The 16,014-nt window shown below is 62.3% G+C and carries 16 protein-coding genes and 1 other RNA gene; 3 read left to right on the forward strand and 14 right to left on the reverse strand.

Annotation, left to right across the window (positions count from 1 at the left end; all coding sequences use genetic code 11):
- Nucleotides 1-20: 20 nt before the first annotated feature.
- The 3 genes from erpA to rplM form a co-directional block, all read right to left on the reverse strand.
- Nucleotides 21-386: an iron-sulfur cluster insertion protein ErpA gene (gene erpA, locus B9Z01_RS24270; RefSeq protein WP_075302778.1), complete on the reverse strand. Its 366-nt coding sequence runs from the start codon at nt 384-386 to the stop codon at nt 21-23.
- Nucleotides 387-575: 189 nt separating this feature from the next.
- Nucleotides 576-968, reverse strand: coding sequence for a 30S ribosomal protein S9 (gene rpsI / locus B9Z01_RS24275; protein ID WP_085487754.1), 393 nt, complete (start codon nt 966-968; stop codon nt 576-578).
- Nucleotides 969-979: 11 nt separating this feature from the next.
- Nucleotides 980-1,408: a 50S ribosomal protein L13 gene (gene rplM / locus B9Z01_RS24280; RefSeq protein ID WP_013090508.1), complete on the reverse strand. Its 429-nt coding sequence runs from the start codon at nt 1,406-1,408 to the stop codon at nt 980-982.
- A gap of 613 nt (nt 1,409-2,021) precedes the next feature.
- Between rplM and B9Z01_RS24285 the strand changes: the two genes are divergently transcribed.
- Nucleotides 2,022-2,444, forward strand: coding sequence for an OsmC family protein (locus B9Z01_RS24285; RefSeq protein ID WP_008919632.1), 423 nt, complete (start codon nt 2,022-2,024; stop codon nt 2,442-2,444).
- Between the two features lie 99 nt (nt 2,445-2,543).
- On the opposite strand, the gene rnpB is transcribed toward B9Z01_RS24285, so the two are convergent.
- From rnpB to pyrC, 3 genes are all read right to left on the reverse strand, one after another.
- Nucleotides 2,544-2,957, reverse strand: an RNA gene (rnpB, locus tag B9Z01_RS24290) — RNase P RNA component class A.
- A gap of 134 nt (nt 2,958-3,091) precedes the next feature.
- The gene (locus B9Z01_RS24295) at nt 3,092-4,003 is read right to left on the reverse strand and encodes a DUF3025 domain-containing protein (RefSeq protein WP_085487756.1); all 912 of its coding nucleotides are present in this window, start codon (nt 4,001-4,003) and stop codon (nt 3,092-3,094) included.
- Nucleotides 4,004-4,014: 11 nt separating this feature from the next.
- Complete coding sequence (pyrC, locus tag B9Z01_RS24300) at nt 4,015-5,076, reverse strand: dihydroorotase (protein ID WP_085487982.1); 1,062 nt, start codon at nt 5,074-5,076, stop codon at nt 4,015-4,017.
- Between the two features lie 166 nt (nt 5,077-5,242).
- On the opposite strand from pyrC, the gene B9Z01_RS24305 reads away from it, so the two are divergent.
- The gene (locus tag B9Z01_RS24305; protein ID WP_085487758.1) at nt 5,243-6,181 is read left to right on the forward strand and encodes a class II glutamine amidotransferase; all 939 of its coding nucleotides are present in this window, start codon (nt 5,243-5,245) and stop codon (nt 6,179-6,181) included.
- Nucleotides 6,182-6,326: 145 nt separating this feature from the next.
- Here the strand turns inward: B9Z01_RS24305 and B9Z01_RS24310 are convergent, their stop codons facing one another.
- The 6 genes from B9Z01_RS24310 to B9Z01_RS24335 all read right to left on the reverse strand — a co-directional run bounded on the left by B9Z01_RS24310 (nt 6,327) and on the right by B9Z01_RS24335 (nt 12,169).
- The gene (locus B9Z01_RS24310; protein ID WP_075302784.1) at nt 6,327-7,052 is read right to left on the reverse strand and encodes an amino acid ABC transporter ATP-binding protein; all 726 of its coding nucleotides are present in this window, start codon (nt 7,050-7,052) and stop codon (nt 6,327-6,329) included.
- Nucleotides 7,049-7,726 carry a glutamate/aspartate ABC transporter permease GltK gene (gltK, locus tag B9Z01_RS24315; RefSeq protein WP_085487760.1) on the reverse strand — a complete coding sequence of 226 codons (678 nt, stop codon included), beginning with the start codon at nt 7,724-7,726 and terminating at the stop codon, nt 7,049-7,051. Before gltK ends, B9Z01_RS24310 begins: the two co-directional genes overlap by 4 nt.
- Nucleotides 7,726-8,466 (reverse strand): amino acid ABC transporter permease, encoded by a 741-nt coding sequence (locus B9Z01_RS24320; protein WP_085487762.1) that lies wholly within the window; start codon nt 8,464-8,466, stop codon nt 7,726-7,728. Before B9Z01_RS24320 ends, gltK begins: the two co-directional genes overlap by 1 nt.
- A 91-nt stretch (nt 8,467-8,557) precedes the next feature.
- On the reverse strand, nt 8,558-9,451 hold the full coding sequence (locus B9Z01_RS24325; protein ID WP_085487764.1) for a glutamate/aspartate ABC transporter substrate-binding protein: 894 nt from the start codon (nt 9,449-9,451) through the stop codon (nt 8,558-8,560).
- A gap of 297 nt (nt 9,452-9,748) precedes the next feature.
- Nucleotides 9,749-11,062: a Glu/Leu/Phe/Val family dehydrogenase gene (locus B9Z01_RS24330; RefSeq protein WP_085487766.1), complete on the reverse strand. Its 1,314-nt coding sequence runs from the start codon at nt 11,060-11,062 to the stop codon at nt 9,749-9,751.
- A gap of 150 nt (nt 11,063-11,212) precedes the next feature.
- Nucleotides 11,213-12,169, reverse strand: coding sequence for a LysR family transcriptional regulator (locus tag B9Z01_RS24335; RefSeq protein ID WP_085487768.1), 957 nt, complete (start codon nt 12,167-12,169; stop codon nt 11,213-11,215).
- 190 nt (nt 12,170-12,359) lie between these two features.
- Between B9Z01_RS24335 and purB the strand changes: the two genes are divergently transcribed.
- Nucleotides 12,360-13,748, forward strand: coding sequence for an adenylosuccinate lyase (gene purB / locus B9Z01_RS24340; RefSeq protein ID WP_085487770.1), 1,389 nt, complete (start codon nt 12,360-12,362; stop codon nt 13,746-13,748).
- A gap of 123 nt (nt 13,749-13,871) precedes the next feature.
- Here purB and B9Z01_RS24345 read toward each other — a convergent pair whose 3' ends face one another.
- Together B9Z01_RS24345 and B9Z01_RS24350 are read right to left on the reverse strand one after the other, a co-directional pair.
- Nucleotides 13,872-14,366, reverse strand: coding sequence for a gluconokinase (locus B9Z01_RS24345; RefSeq protein WP_085487772.1), 495 nt, complete (start codon nt 14,364-14,366; stop codon nt 13,872-13,874).
- Between the two features lie 10 nt (nt 14,367-14,376).
- The gene (locus B9Z01_RS24350; RefSeq protein ID WP_085487774.1) at nt 14,377-15,762 is read right to left on the reverse strand and encodes a GntT/GntP/DsdX family permease; all 1,386 of its coding nucleotides are present in this window, start codon (nt 15,760-15,762) and stop codon (nt 14,377-14,379) included.
- Nucleotides 15,763-16,014: the final 252 nt, after the last annotated feature.

Below are 16,014 nucleotides of genomic sequence, written 5' to 3' on the forward strand. Positions count from 1 at the left end.
TCGATCAGCCGATGCTGATATCAGACCGAGAACGACGAGCCACAACCGCAGGTGGTAGTCGCATTCGGGTTCTTGATGACGAACTGCGCGCCGTTGATGTCGTCCTTGTAGTCGATCTCGGCGCCGACCAGGTACTGGTAGCTCATCGAGTCGATCAGCAACTGGACGCCGCTCTTGTTCATCACGGTGTCGTCTTCGTTGATCGCTTCGTCGAACGTAAAACCATACTGAAAGCCCGAGCAGCCGCCGCCCTGCACGAACACGCGCAGCTTGAGCTCCGGATTGCCTTCTTCTTCGATCAGTTGCTTGACCTTGTCAGCCGCTGCGTCGGTGAAAACGAAGGGGGCGGGCATCTCGGTCACGGGGGTATCGGTGACTGCGTTCATTCGAACTCTCCAAAAAGCTTCAGCCGCTATTGTAGGGCCGATCTGAATATCGTGCTGAAGCCCACAAAATCAATGGGTTCTTCCATCTATCGCGAAGCCCTGCCGAGCAATGAAAAAAGCCGCCTTCGCACGAAGCGTTGGCGGCTTTTGCTGCAAACCGGCCGAAAAACCGGCGTGCACCCGAAACGATTAACGCTTCGAGAATTGCTTCCTGCGACGTGCCTTGTGGAAGCCGACCTTCTTACGTTCGACTTCACGAGCGTCACGCGTCACGAAGCCAGCGTGCGACAGTTGCGGCTTCAGCGTTGCGTCGTAGTCCATCAGCGCGCGGGTGATGCCGTGGCGAACCGCACCGGCTTGGCCCGTTTCACCGCCGCCCGTCACGTTGACCTTGATGTCGAACGTGGTGCCGTGGTTCGTGAGTTCCAGCGGCTGGCGCACGATCATCAGCGACGTTTCGCGCGAGAAGTAGTCGGCGATGGGCTTGCCGTTCACAACGATGTCGCCCTTGCCTGCCTTGATGAACACGCGTGCGACGGCGCTCTTGCGGCGGCCCGTGCCGTAATTCCAGTTACCGATCATGTGGGCTCCCCTTAGATCTCGAGCGCCTTCGGCTGTTGTGCCGAATGCGGATGCGTTGCGTCTGCGTAGACCTTCAGCTTCTTGATCATCGCGTAGCCGAGCGGGCCCTTCGGCAGCATGCCCTTGACCGCCTTCTCGAGCGCGCGGCCCGGGAAGCGTTCCTGCATCTTGCCGAACGTCGTTTCATAGATACCGCCCGGGTAGCCCGAGTGACGGTAGTACTTCTTGTCGGTAACCTTGTTGCCCGTGACCTTCAGCTTGCCAGCGTTGATGACGATGATGAAATCACCGGTGTCGACGTGGGGAGTGAATTCAGGCTTGTGCTTGCCGCGAAGACGGTGTGCCACTTCGCTGGCGACACGCCCGAGAACCTTATCCGTCGCGTCAATCACGTACCATTCGCGCGTCACCTCATGGGCTTTTGCGGAAAACGTCTTCATGATCGATCCAAAAAAATTGCTGCGCCCAATGTACTTTTTCCTGCTTGTAGTGTGCGCATCGAGGCGCGTGCAGGCTCTCCCTGGTTCTTCCTCCGCGGGCGCGGATGCGGAAAAGCCCTGAATTATAAAGGAATTTGCGCCGACAAGTCAAAACGTGCGATGAGCGTGCCGCAGCGGAGGCAAAAAGCGGGTGAAAAAAAACCCGAACGAGCGGTTCGGGTTTAATCCACCAAAGGAGGAGGTGGAGGAGACAGCGGAGGTTGCAGAACTGCTGCAACAATGGAATGGATTATATGAGCCCCCCTTGTGCGACGCAAGAACATTTGCATTGCGAAATACATTTTCATAATGTGGCAAATTGATGAGACAACGCACGATGGGCAAATTCCCTTTTGCATCAAGCGATAGAGTCTCACGGACCCAACTGGCATCGAGCATCCTCTAGAGTAAAACCCCTAAACCGGCTATCGCATTCCTGAATTCCCCGTGGATGCCGCACTGCAGCACGAAAGCAACATCGTGCATAACCTGGAACGGCGTTGGTCTCGCGCGAATCGTCAAACAGCGGGCTACAATGCCGGCTCGATATAGCGATGCGCGGCGGAGTAACAGCATGGAATGCAAAGTAAGCTGGATGGGGCAAGACGGGATGGCGTTCGCAGCCGAGACGGGTAGCGGCCATCTGGTTGCAATGGACGGCGCGCCTGAAGGCGGCGGCCGCAACCTCGCGCCGCGTCCGATGGAAATGGTTTTGCTCGGCACGGGCGGTTGCACCGCCTACGACGTCGTGATGATCCTGAAGAAGAGCCGCCAGGAAATCGCCGGCTGCTCGGTGACACTGAAGGCTGAACGCGCGAGCGAAGATCCGAAGGTGTTCACGAAGATCCACTTTCACTTCACCGTGACCGGCAAGAATCTGAACCCGGCGACCGTCGAGCGGGCGATCAATCTGTCGCACGACAAATACTGCTCGGCGTCGATCATGATCGCGAAGACCGCCGAACTCACGCACTCGTTCGACATCGTCGCGAGCTAAGCGCGAGGCGCCGCGGGCAACACCGGCGGCCGCGGCCCAAACGGGCGCACCAAATGAAAATGCCGGCGTCCATTGGGACGCCGGCATTTTTTTGTTGAGCGGCAAAGCAGGCCGATAAGCCGGATTCTGTGCACGCGCAACGTCCGAAAACGCGACGCGCGTGGCAGCCATTCCTCTAGGCGCGCCATTACTGACGCGCTCAAGCTTCCTACCCGCAGACGAGACGGGGGCCCCATCCTGCATCGCGAAGATGCGCGCCTGCCTACTTGGAATTGCTCCGGGTGGAGGTTACCGTGCCGGTCTGCCTTGCGACAGCCGCGGTGCGCTCTTACCGCACCGTTTCACCCTTACCTGATCCCGGCTTGCGCCGGGCCATCGGCGGTTTGCTTTCTGTTGCCCTGTTCCGCGTGTCGCCACGGATGGCCGTTAGCCATCACCCTGCCCTGTGGAGTCCGGACTTTCCTCGCCCTCTTTGGCCGAAGCCGCCGAGGCCGCGACTGCCTAGCCTGCTTTGCTGGCGCGGATTTTAACACCGAACGGCTAAGCGGCTGACGCGCTGCTTCGACAACTGGGAGATGGAACGGCTGACCTGAATAGCGGGCGGACCGCGGACCAGCCTGGCGCCTATTGGTGCCTATTGGTGCCTACTAGCGCTTGCGCCGCCCCGCGCGAAACACGGCAGCGTCGTCGTAAAACGCCGGCGATTCGTTCCCGGGCCACCAGCCCGGAATGCCGAGCACAGGCAGCGGCGCGAACAGGCGGCTCGTCAGCGCGTCGATGCCAAGGAGCGCCGCGCTGACCGCTTCGTCGAGCCACGCATCGCGCGCGGCGGCATCCCATTCGAAGTAGGCGGCCGGCACGTCGACGATCCACGCATGCCCGGTGCAGCCCTTGAACGGCGTAATCAGTTTTTCCAGCAACGCGTGACCGAAGCAGCGCACTTCGCAACTACGACCCCATGCATCGCGCCGGCCCACCAGCAGCGTTTGCCAGTCGAAGCCGCGCAGCGCGGCGCTCAGCGCGGGATCGGCGCAGGCGAACAGCAGCGCGTTTTCGTCGAAGAGAGTCAGCATGTCGCGCACGCCGCCGCGCGTCGGACCGACGCCGAGCGCGTCGAGCGCCGCCGATTGCCGCGCGTTCAACGCCGCCTTGATGCGCGGAAACGCAAACCACATCGAGCCGTTGAAGAAGTCGTGCAGATTGTGGCGCGTCGGCACGCAGCCGGTCGAGGCGATATGCGCTTCGTACGCCGCGCCTGACGGCAGATCGTCCTGCGCGATGAACGCGAGGCGCTGGCCGCGCCCGGTGGTCTGCCGCATCTGCGCGGCGTCGGCGTTCATTTCGGCGAGCAGGTCCGCGTAGCCTGTCAGCGCGGCTTGCTGCCAGCGCTGACCGCGCGCGGCAAATGGCGCGAACCAGGGCTTCGACCAGTCGATTGCGGCGAAGCCCGGCGATGGCGCTTCGGGTGCAACACCGCGGATAGCTTTAGCTGAGGCTTCAGCCGCCAGCGCGTCCACGGCACGCTGCCCAGCCTCTCCCCCCGCCCCGCGCTCCCGCATCTACCGCCGCCTCAAACCAGACGCCAGCCGATCGACTCGCCGCCGCGCAGCGGCACAACCGGCGTATCGCCAACCGGCAACTCGGCCGGCAGCGTCCATTCCTCGCGACGCAGCGTAACCTTCTCCACATTGCGCGGCAGACCATAGAAGTCCGCGCCATGAAAGCTCGCAAAGCCCTCGAGCTTGTCGAGCGCGCCGGCCTTGTCGAACGCTTCGGTATAGAGTTCGAGCGCGTGCAGCGCCGTGTAGCAGCCGGCGCAACCGCATGCGTGCTCCTTGAGCCCCTTCGGATGCGGCGCGCTGTCGGTGCCGAGGAAGAAGCGCGGATTGCCCGAAGTCGCCGCCTCGACGAGCGCGACGCGATGCGTCTCGCGCTTCAACACCGGCAGGCAGTAGTAATGCGGACGAATGCCGCCTTGGAAAATCGCGTTGCGGTTGTACAGCAGATGGTGCGCCGTGATCGTCGCGCCAAGCAGCTCCGGCGCCGCGCCGGCTTCGCGGATATAGTCGACCGCGTCCTTCGTCGTGATGTGTTCGAACACGACCTTCAACGCCGGAAACTCGCGGCGCAGCGGCGTCATCACACGGTCGATGAAAACCTTCTCGCGGTCGAACAGATCGATCTCCGAATCGGTCACCTCGCCGTGCACGAGCAGCGGCATGCCGGCTTCCTGCATCGCTTCGAGCGTCTTCGCGCATTTCATGAGATCGGTGACGCCCGCGTCGGAATTGGTCGTCGCGCCCGCCGGATACAGCTTCACGCCGTGCACGAAGCCGCTTTCGCGCGCACGGCGGATTTCGTCGGGCGGCGTGTTGTCGGTCAGGTACAGCGTCATCAGCGGCTCGAACTTCGCGCCCTCGGGAATCGCGGCGACGATGCGTTCGCGGTACGCCTTCGCCATCGCGGTGGTCGTGACCGGCGGCTTCAGGTTCGGCATGATGATCGCGCGGCCGAACTGGCGCGCGGTGTCGGGCAGAACGGCCGCGAGCATCGCGCCGTCGCGAACGTGCAGGTGCCAGTCGTCCGGGCGGACGAGCGTGATGGAAGCGGGGGAAGCGTTGGAAACGGTCATGGCAAGGAGGAACGAGACTTCACGCGCACAGCCGATCGACCCGGTCAAACCGCCTTGTTGCGGCCCGAACACACGTCAATTTTGCTATTTGGCGTCTCCGGCTCGGTGATATGCTTGGAAAATCATCATTGTAACGGCTCGCCCCGTTCACAGGCTCACCAGCAACATGTGTCAACTTCTCGGAATGAACTGCGCCGCGCCCACGGACGTCACGTTCTCCTTCACCGGCTTTGCGGCGCGCGGCGGCGTCACCGATCACCATGCCGACGGCTGGGGAATCGCTTTCTTTGAAGACAAGGCCTGTCGCCTCTTCATCGACCATCAATCGTCGGCTACCTCGCCGATCGCCGAGATGGTCAAGCGCTATCCGATCAAATCGAAAAACACGATCGCGCACATCCGCAAGGCGACGCAAGGACACATCCTGCTCGAGAACTGCCACCCGTTCATGCGCGAGTTGTGGGGACGTCACTGGATCTTCGCGCATAACGGCGATCTGCAAGACTATGCGCCGGATCTGACGGGCGTCTATCAGCCGGTCGGCACGACTGACAGCGAACTTGCGTTCTGTGCGTTGCTGCAAGGTTTGCGCAAGGCTTTTCCCGGTGCGCAGCCGCCGCTCGAGGAACTGTTCGCGACACTCGAAGCGCTCACGCGTGAAATCACCCAATACGGCGTGTTCAATTTCCTGCTGTCGAACGGCCAGGCGCTGTTCGCGCATTGCTCGACGCATCTGCATTACATCGTGCGGCGCTGGCCGTTTTCGACCGCGCATCTGGTCGACGCGGATGTGTCGATCGACTTCGCCAAATACACGACGCCGGAAGACCGCGTCGCGGTGATCGCAACCAAGCCATTGACCGACAACGAAGTGTGGACCGCATTCGAGCCGGGCGATCTGCTGATGTTCCAGCACGGCGAGGTGATCGGCCGCGTCAATGTGCCAGTGCCGCAGTCGGTGCTGGAGAAGCTGCGTAATCCGGCGCTGGATGCGTCGGCTTCGGCCACCACGCTCGCGGCTTCGGATGGCGTCCGCACCGAAGCCGTCGCCGACAGCGAAACCGACCTCGAAGCCGCGGACGACGCGGCGGCCTTCGAATCCTGATGTGAGTCCTGAGTGAGTGCGCGCGCCGCCGCTTCGCGAAGCATGCGTCAGCGAGCCCCAGCGGGCCGAACCGCCGAAAAAAAACCGCTCCACGGAGCGGTTTTTTATTGCCAGCGAGCCACGCAACGCGGCTCGCACATGAACCTCAGTGCAGAATCTTCGCGAGAAAATCCTTCGCGCGATCCGACTTCGGATTCGCGAAGAAGTCTTCCTTGCGGTCGTCTTCGACGATCAAGCCCTTGTCCATGAAGATCACGCGGTGCGCGACTTTCTTCGCGAAGCCCATTTCGTGCGTGACGCACATCATGGTCATGCCTTCCTGCGCGAGTTCGACCATGACGTCGAGCACTTCGTTGATCATCTCCGGATCGAGCGCCGAAGTCGGCTCGTCGAACAGCATCGCGATCGGGTCCATCGAGAGCGCGCGCGCAATCGCCACACGCTGCTGCTGACCGCCCGACAACTGCCCCGGGTACTTGTCCGCATGCGCGCGCAGACCCACGCGATCGAGCAGCTTGAGACCCTTCGCGGTGGCTTCGTCGCTCGAGCGGCCGAGCACCTTGATCTGCGCGAGCGTGAGGTTCTGCACGATCGACAGATGCGGGAACAGCTCGAAGTGCTGGAACACCATGCCGACCTTCGAGCGCAGCTTCGACAGGTTGGTTTTCTTGTCGGTGAGCGACTGGCCGTTGATGACGATCTCGCCCTTCTGGAACGGCTCGAGGCCGTTGACAGTCTTGATCAGCGTGGATTTGCCCGAGCCCGACGGCCCGCACACCACCACCACTTCACCCTTTTTGACTTCCGTCGTGCAGTCGGTCAGCACCTGGAACTGGCCGTACCACTTTGAAACATTCTTGATAGAGATCATCTTGCGACCTTTTTCTGAAGACCTTTGACGAGGCTCGACGCGATCACGCAGATCACGAAATAACACGCGCCCGCGAACAGTACCATCTCGACATTCGTGCCGTCACGGTCGCCAATATTCGTGGCGGTGCGGAAGAAGTCGGCGAGGCTGATCACGTACACGAGCGAGGTGTCCTGAAACAGCACGATACCTTGTGTGAGCAGCAGCGGCACCATCGCGCGGAACGCCTGCGGCAGCACGATGAGACGCATGGCCTGCCCGTAGGTCATGCCGAGCGCGAACGATGCATTGACCTGGCCGCGCGGCACCGCCTGAATGCCGGCGCGGATGATCTCGGAATAGTACGCGGCTTCGAACAGCGAGAACGCGACCATCGCCGAGGCGAGGCGGATGTCGATGTCCGCCGACAGGCCGAGCACGCTTTGCAGCACCTGCGGCACGATCAGGAAGAACCACAGCAGCACCATCACGAGCGGGATCGAACGGAAGATCGTCACGTAGAACTTCGCGAACCACTCGAGGGGTTTGATCGACGACAGCCGGAGCATCGCGAGAATGGTGCCCCAGATGATGCCGAACACGATCGCGATCAGCGTGATCTCGAACGTGACGATGGCGCCGGTCCACAGCGTAGGCAGCGCGCCCGGAATACCGCTCCAGTCGAAATGATGCATCACTTGCCTCCGATATAGCCGGGCAGCCGGGTTCGCGATTCGACCCAGCGCATCAGTTGCATCACGATCAGATTGATCAGCATGTACGCGATCGTGACCGCGATGAACGACTCATACGTCTGCGACGTGTAGTCCACCAGTTGGCGCGCCTGCGCGGACAGGTCGAGCAGACCGATCGTCGAGGCGACCGCGGAGTTCTTGAAGATGTTCAGAAACTCGGAAGTGAGCGGCGGCACGATGATCCGGTAGGCGACCGGCAGCAGCACGTAGCGGTACGTCTGCCATTGCGTGAAGCCCACCGCGAGACCTGCCGCGCGCTGACCGCGCGGCAACGCGTTGATGCCCGAGCGCACCTGCTCGCACACGCGCGCAGCGGTGAAAAGCCCAAGACACAAGATGGAGGACGAAAAGAACTGCGCGCCCGGCGGCAGTTGCTTGAACCAGTTGCCGATCGATACGGGCAGCAGTTCCGGTATCACGAGATACCAGATGAAAAACTGCACGATCAGCGGAATATTGCGAAAAATCGCGACGTAAACGGTGCCGATGCCCGACGCCCATTTGTTCGGCACCGTGCGCAGCACACCGAAAAACGATCCGACGATCAGCGCGATCACCCACGCCGACAACGACACGGTGACCGTCACCCACAGCCCCGAGAGCAGCCAGCCCAGGTAGGTGGTCGGCTCGCCCGTGGAGACGGGACTCAGCAGAATGCCCCAGTTCCAGTGATATGACATGACCAAGACTCCAGCAAAAAGAAACGGAAGAAGCGCGTGGCCCCTTCCGTTCCGTTCAGCGTTTCGAAAGTGTCGAAAAAACAGCTACGGTTTAATCGATTGCCTTGTCGTTCGGGTTCTTGAACAGCGCCTTCATGTCGTCGCTCATCGGGAAGTTCAGGTTCAGGCCCTTCGGCGGAATCGGCGATTCGAACCAGCGCTTGTAAATCTGCTCGCCTTCACCCGAGGTCTGGACCTTCGCGATCGCGTCGTCGGCGACCTTCTTGAACTCCGGATCGTTCTTGCGCAGCATACAGCCGTAAGCCTCGCGCGATTGCGGCGTGCCGACGATCACGAAATCGCCCGGATTGTTCGACTTCGCGCGCTCGCCGGCGAGCAGCGCGTCGTCCATCATGAACGCGGCGGCACGGCCCGTCGAGAGCGTCAGGAACGACTCGCCGTGGTCCTTCGCGCTGATGATGTTCATGCCCATGTTCTTGTCCTGGTTCATCTTGCGAAGCAGGCGCTCGGACGTGGTGCCGGCGGTCGTGACGACCGTCTTGCCCTTCAGGTCCGCAAAGTCCTTGATGCCGGAATCCTTCTTGGTCATGAGGCGCGTGCCGATCACGAAAATCGTGTTCGTGAAGGCAGCCTGCTGCTGACGCTCGGCGTTATTCGTGGTGGAGCCGCACTCGATGTCGATCGTGCCGTTCTGCACGAGCGGAATGCGGTTCTGCGACGTGATCGGCACCAGCTTGACCTTCAGGTTCGGCATGTTCAGCTTCTGCTTGACCGCCTCGACGATCTTCAGCGCATAGTCCTGCGAGTAGCCGATCACATTCTGCTTGTCGTCGTAATACGAGAACGGAATCGACGATTCGCGGTGACCCAGCGAAATGACGCCCGTGTCCTTGATCTTTTTCAGCGTGCCCGAATCTTGCGCCTGCGCGCCGACTGTAAACAGTCCGAGAGTCGCGAGCAGCAGCGCAGCTTTTTTAACCTTCATCTTTGATCTCCTTGGCAAGAACCGGCGCCAGTGTAACAAAGTAATTTTTCTGAAAGTATTGCTATTAACCCATGCTGTTGCGCGCACGCCGCGACGGTCTCGCGGCGCCGGCGAACAGCCTTTCGCGGATACGGAAAGGCGGGCAGCATCGATACGATACCGCCCGCCGGCAAAACACGCAGTCTTGTGAACCGCGCTCAGACACACAGGAGCGGCGGCTACGCCACCCAGACCGACGCCGGGTTGCGCAACCGCCGCTTCAAACAACGTAACACCACCGGGTAAAAACCGGGTCGATCAGGGGTACAGACCGCGCATTTCGCGCGCTTGCAGAATCCGCTTACACGCGACGATAAACGCCGCGGTCCGCACCGACACCTTCTGCTCGCTCGACACCTGCCACACCGCGGCGAATGCCTCGCGCATCACGCGTTCGAGACGCTCGTTGATCTCGTCCTCGGTCCAGAAGAAGCTCGAGAAATCCTGCACCCATTCGAAGTACGACACCGTCACGCCGCCCGCGTTGGCGACCACGTCCGGAATCACGAGGATGCCGCGATCGTGCAGGATGTCGTCGGCGCCAGTCGTGGTCGGGCCGTTCGCGCCTTCCACGATGATCTTCGTCTTGATCTTGCCGGCGTTCTTTTCGGTGATCTGGTTTTCGAGCGCCGCCGGAATCAGGATGTCCGATTCGACCGTCCAGAACTCGTCGTTCGCGATCGCATCCGCTTCCGCGAAACCGCCGACGCCGCCCGTCTTCGCGACATGGTCGAGCAGCGCGACCGCGTCGATGCCGGTGGACTTGTGGATCGAACCGGTGTGGTCCTGCACCGCGACAACCTTCGCGCCCGCTTCCTGGAACAGACGCGCGGCGATCCCGCCGACGTTGCCGAAGCCCTGCACCGCGATGCGCGCGCCTTCGACGTCGAAGCCGATGCGGCGCGCCGCTTCGCAGCCGACCACGAACACGCCGCGGCCGGTCGCCTCGCGGCGGCCGAGCGAGCCGCCGAGCGTGATCGGCTTGCCGGTCACGACGCCGGTCGCCGTCTGGCCCTGGTTCATCGAGTACGTGTCCATCATCCACGCCATGATCTGCTCGTTCGTGTTCACGTCCGGCGCGGGAATGTCGGTATTCGGTCCGATGATGATGCCGATCTCGCTCGTGTAGCGGCGCGTCACGCGCTCGAGCTCACCGCGCGAGAGCGTGCGCGGATCGACGCGGATGCCGCCCTTCGCGCCGCCGTACGGCACGTTCACCGCCGCGTTCTTGACCGACATCCACGCGGACAGTGCCATCACTTCGGAGAGCGTCACGTCCTGGTGATAACGCACGCCGCCCTTGCCCGGACCGCGCGAAACGTTGTGCTGCACGCGATAGCCTTCGAAATGCGCGACGGTGCCGTTATCGAGTTCGATGGGCACGTCGACGATCAGGATGCGCTTCGGGCGCTTCAGGGTTTCGAGCCAGCGGGACAGCGAGCCGAGATACGGCGCGACGCGGTCGACCTGGCGCAGGTAGTTGCCCCAGGGGCCGAGGTCTTCGCTATTGAGGTAGGAGGGAACGGACTGCGACGTTGATGCGGCTTGTGCGGCTTGTTGCTGGGATGACATGAACGCTCCGGGCGTTGATGGAATACGAGCATTGTGGGAAGGCGCCTTTTTGAAATCCAATGCCGTTTCCTTATCCCATTATGTTTTTTTTGCATAACGTCCGGAAAGCCGCAAATTCGTGTCGTCGGGACGCAGGTTCGACGCCGGCTTTTATGCCGCGCCCCGCCTCAATTCCTCCGACACCACGTCCCATAACTGCCGCACGAGTATCTGCCGCGCGTCGTCGCTTTTCGCCGCGAGCTTGTCGCGGTACAGGCGAATCTCCATGCCCAGCGTAAGCTGCCCTTCGGGCGTGCCGCGCGTCGCGCGATCGAGGCGAATCAGCTTGCCCTCGGCAACCGCGTCTTCCACCGCGCTGTGCGGCAGGAACGCGATGCCGTGGCCGGCGAGCGTCATCGCCTTGAGCCCCTCGGCCATGTCGGTTTCGTAAAGCCGGTCCAGATAGAGGCGCTCGGGCGCGTTCGCGAGAATCACCTCGGTCATGCGCCCGAGGTACGCGTTCGGCGTGTACGACAGATACGGCGTGGGCGCGGCGGCCGTACCCGGCAGCGTGTGACGCGGCCGGCCCGCGCGGCCCGGCGCCGAGAATGGACTAATCGGCTCGTGGCCGAGCGAGAGCATGTCGTAGCGGCCCGGATCGAGCGCGACCGGATGGCTCGGATGGTGGTAGCCCATCATCAGATCGCAGCCGCCTTCCACGAGCGACAAAGCCGCATCGTGCACGTTGAGCGCGCGCAGCCGCGTGTGGATCGGGCCCATCTGCGCCTCGATGCGCTGCAGCCAGCGCGGGAAGTAAGTGAGCGACAGCGTATGCGGCACCGCGAATTCGATGGTGGCTTGCGGCGTCGCGGTATGGCCGCGCAGCAGCGCGCGAGCCTCGTGGAACTGCGAAAGCATCGCGAGAGCCTGTTCGTTGAACACCTGGCCGGCCGCGGTGAGCCGCGTCGGGTAAACCGAACGGTCGATCAGTTCCGTGCCGAGCCATGCTTCGAGCGCCTGAATGCGCCGCGAGAAAGCCGGCTGCGTAACATGGCGCAATTCCGCCGAGCGGCTGAAACTACGCGTTTCCGCGAGCGAAATGAAGTCTTCGAGCCATTTCAGTTCCATGCGTAGTGCGCTTGCCGGCGGGAAGGGAGAAGCCTGCATTCTAGCGGCGCGGGGCCCGGCGCGAGGCATCCCGCGAGCGTGGGCCGCGGCCGCGAGCCTCGGGCGCAGCGCCGCACAGTGGTAAAATGCGCGGTTCCCTCCGTTCCCGATCCGCTCGCTGAGCGCTCAACGCCTCAACCCGGTCCTCATCATGTCCGACACCCGCCCCGACACCCTGTTCGCGCTGAACGCGCTCTCCCCGCTCGACGGCCGCTATGCCGCGAAAACCGAAGCCCTGCGCGACTGGCTCTCGGAAGCCGCCTTCATGCGCAATCGCGTGACGGTCGAAATCCATTGGCTGATCGCGCTGTCGCGTGCTGGCTTCGCCGAAGTGCCGCGCTTTTCCGAAGCATCCGAGCAATTCCTGCTGCAACTGGCCGAGCGCTTCACCGCGCACGACGCCGCGCGCATCAAGGAAATCGAGCGCGTGACGAACCATGACGTGAAGGCGGTCGAATACTGGCTCAAGGAATCGGTCAAGGGGCAGGAAGAACTGGAGCGCGCGAGCGAGTTCATTCACTTCGCCTGCACGTCGGAAGACATCAACAACACCTCGCACGGCCTGATGCTCGCCGGCGCGCGCGAACACGTGATCGTGCCGGCGCTGCGCTCGGTGCATCAACGCCTCGTTGCACTCGCGCATGCGCACGCCACCCAGCCGATGCTGTCGCGCACGCACGGCCAACCCGCGAGCCCGACCACGCTCGGCAAGGAAATCGCCAACGTCGCGGCGCGTCTCTCGCGCGCGATCGAGCGCATCGCGAAGGTCGAACTGCTCGGCAAGATGAACGGCGCGGTCGGCAACTTCAACGCGCATCTGTCCGCGTATCCGGAGTTCGACTGGGAAGCGTTCTCGAAGGAAGTCGTCGAACAGCGTCTGAAGCTCACGTTCAATCCGTACACGATCCAGATCGAGCCGCACGACTACATGGCCGAGCTGTTCGACGCGATCTCGCGCGCGAATACGATCCTGCTCGATCTCGACCGCGACGTGTGGGGCTACATCTCGCTCGGCTACTTCAAGCAGCGCACGAAGGCCGGTGAAATCGGTTCGTCGACGATGCCGCACAAGGTCAACCCGATCGACTTCGAAAACTCCGAAGGCAACCTCGGCCTCGCCAACGCGACGCTGCGCCACCTCGCCGACAAACTGCCGGTGTCGCGCTGGCAGCGCGACCTGACCGACTCGACGGTGCTGCGCAACATCGGCGTCGCGTTCGGTTACTCGCTGCTCGCGTACGACTCGCTGATCCGCGGCCTCGACAAGCTCGAAGTGAACGCGCAACGTCTGAACGACGACCTCGACAATTGCTGGGAAGTGCTGGCCGAGCCGGTGCAGACGGTCATGCGCCGCTACGGCATCGAGAATCCGTATGAGCAGTTGAAGGAACTCACGCGCGGCAAGGGCATCACGCGCGAGGCGCTGCAGGCGTTCGTCAGCGGTCTGGCGATTCCGCAGGACGCGAAGGAGCGTCTGCTCGCGATGACGCCCGGCTCGTACATCGGCAAGGCGGTCGAACTGGCGAAGCGGATCGGCTGATTCACCTGGCTCTCGCATGTCGGCCTCGCGGCGTTGTCGCGGCGAGGCGCAAAAAAAAGCCGCTCCGAAGAGCGGCTTTTTTACATCCAGCGTTCACGGCCGGAGCGCGGCAAAGTCAAAGACTCAACGCTGCTCGATCTGCTTGAGCACGTCGTCGACGATCTCTTCCGGCGTCAGATCGATGCTCACCGTGATCGCTTCGTCCGCACCCGGCTCTTCGAGCGTATCGAGCTGGCTTTGCAGCAGAGACGGATCGAAGAAGTGCCCGGTGCGATGCCCGAGGCGCTCCGAGAGCACCTCGCGCGAGCCCTGCAGATAAACGAAGCACACGTCCTTGTCACCGTCGCGCAGAACGTCGCGATACGAGCGCTTGAGCGACGAACACGTAAACACCGCCGTCTCGCCCGCTTTCTGCTTTTCTTCGATTGCGGCGCGAATCGTTTTGAGCCACGGCCAGCGGTCTTCGTCGGTGAGCGGGATGCCGTGGTGCATCTTCTCCTTGTTGGCGGCGCTGTGAAACGCGTCGCCGTCGGTGAACGTGCAGTGCAGGCGCTCGGCCAGCATTTCGCCGATCTTCGTCTTGCCGGCGCCCGACACGCCCATTGCGATCAAAATCATCTGAAACTCCTTACAGGACCGCCGCGAGCGCGAAGGTCAGACCCAACCCCATCAGCGAGATGATGGTTTCGAGGAGCGACCAGGTCTTGAAGGTCTGCCCCACCGTCATGCCGAAATACTCCTTGATCAGCCAGAAACCGCCGTCGTTCACGTGCGAGAAGATCAGCGAGCCCGAGCCCGTCGCGAGCACGAGCAGCTCCGGCTTCACCTGCACCGCACCGGCCGCCGCGATCGGCGCGACGATACCGCAGGCGGTCGTCATGGCGACCGTGGCCGAACCGGTCGCGAGACGGATCAGCGCCGCGACGAGCCAGCCGAACAGCAGCGGCGACAGATGCACCGCGGTCGCCACGTTGACGATTTCCTTCGAAATGCCGCTATCCATCAGCACGCGGCCAAAACCACCGCCCGCACCGACGATCAGTGTAATGCCCGCGATCGGTGCGAGACACTCGCCGCAGAATTTCTGGATCTGCTCGCGCGTAAAGCCGCGGCTCGCGCCGAAGGTCCAGAAGCTGACCAGCACGGCCGTCAGCAGCGCGACGTCGGTGTTGCCGAAGAAGCGCAGCAGATCGTTCGGCAGTGTATTCGGCGCGAAGAACAGGTCCGCCCAGCTGCCGACCAGCATCAGGACCACCGGCAACAGGATCGTGGCCAGCGTGATGCCGAAGCCCGGCAATTCGCGTTTCGGTGCGTTGGCTTTCACGCCGTTGCCGCCATTCGCGTCGCTGCCGAGAAATTGCGCGGCCAGCGCATTTTCCTTCGGCAACTGGATATGGCGGCTCACCAGCAGCGCGAACAGCGGACCGGCGACGATCGCACACGGGATGCCAACGATCAGACCATAAGCGATCGTCTTGCCGATGTCCGCGTGATACGCCTGCACGGCGAGCAGCGCGGCCGGGTGCGGCGGAATCAGACCGTGCACGACGGACAGGCCCGCGACCATCGGCAGCCCGACCAGCAGCAGCGATTTGTTGGTGCGCTTGGCGACGTTGAACGCGATCGGAATCAGCAGCACGAAGCCGACTTCGAAGAACACCGGCAAGCCGACGATGATCGCGACGACCATCATCGCCCAGTGAATGTGCTTCTCACCGAACCAGTTGATCAGCGTGGTCGCGATGCGCTCTGCGCCGCCCGACTCGGCCATCATCTTGCCGAGCATCGTGCCGAGACCGACCACGATGGCAATGTGTCCGAGCGTGTTGCCGTTACCGGTTTCGAACGATTTAACGATGGTCTGCATCGGCATGCCGGCCACGAGGCCCAGCAGCAACGACACGATGATCAGGACGAGGAACGGATAGACCTTGAAGCGCGTGATCATCAAGATCAGCAACGCGATCGCGATTAACGCGTAGACGAGCAGCATGCTGCCGTGGGCAGATTCCATGAATCCCCTCCTTTGGTTTATTGATTTCAGAGTGCGGATGCGGCCGGCACTTCGTCTCACGGCAACCTGCGCGATGCCTGAAAACCCGGCTAGCCGCGCGGTCGCTGAATTTTACTGTTTGTTTCCAAAAAACGCGCGCAAATCCAGCACGCCTATCAAGCAAAAAAAAGAGCCTCGGCGTGACAGCCTGGTGCGGCTGTATCGACGAGACTCCTCAGCCCGGTTCAGATAACCGATGCGTTGTCGCGAGGC

It is taken from the genome of Paraburkholderia susongensis (genome assembly GCF_900177725.1).
Lineage (GTDB): Bacteria > Pseudomonadota > Gammaproteobacteria > Burkholderiales > Burkholderiaceae > Paraburkholderia > Paraburkholderia susongensis.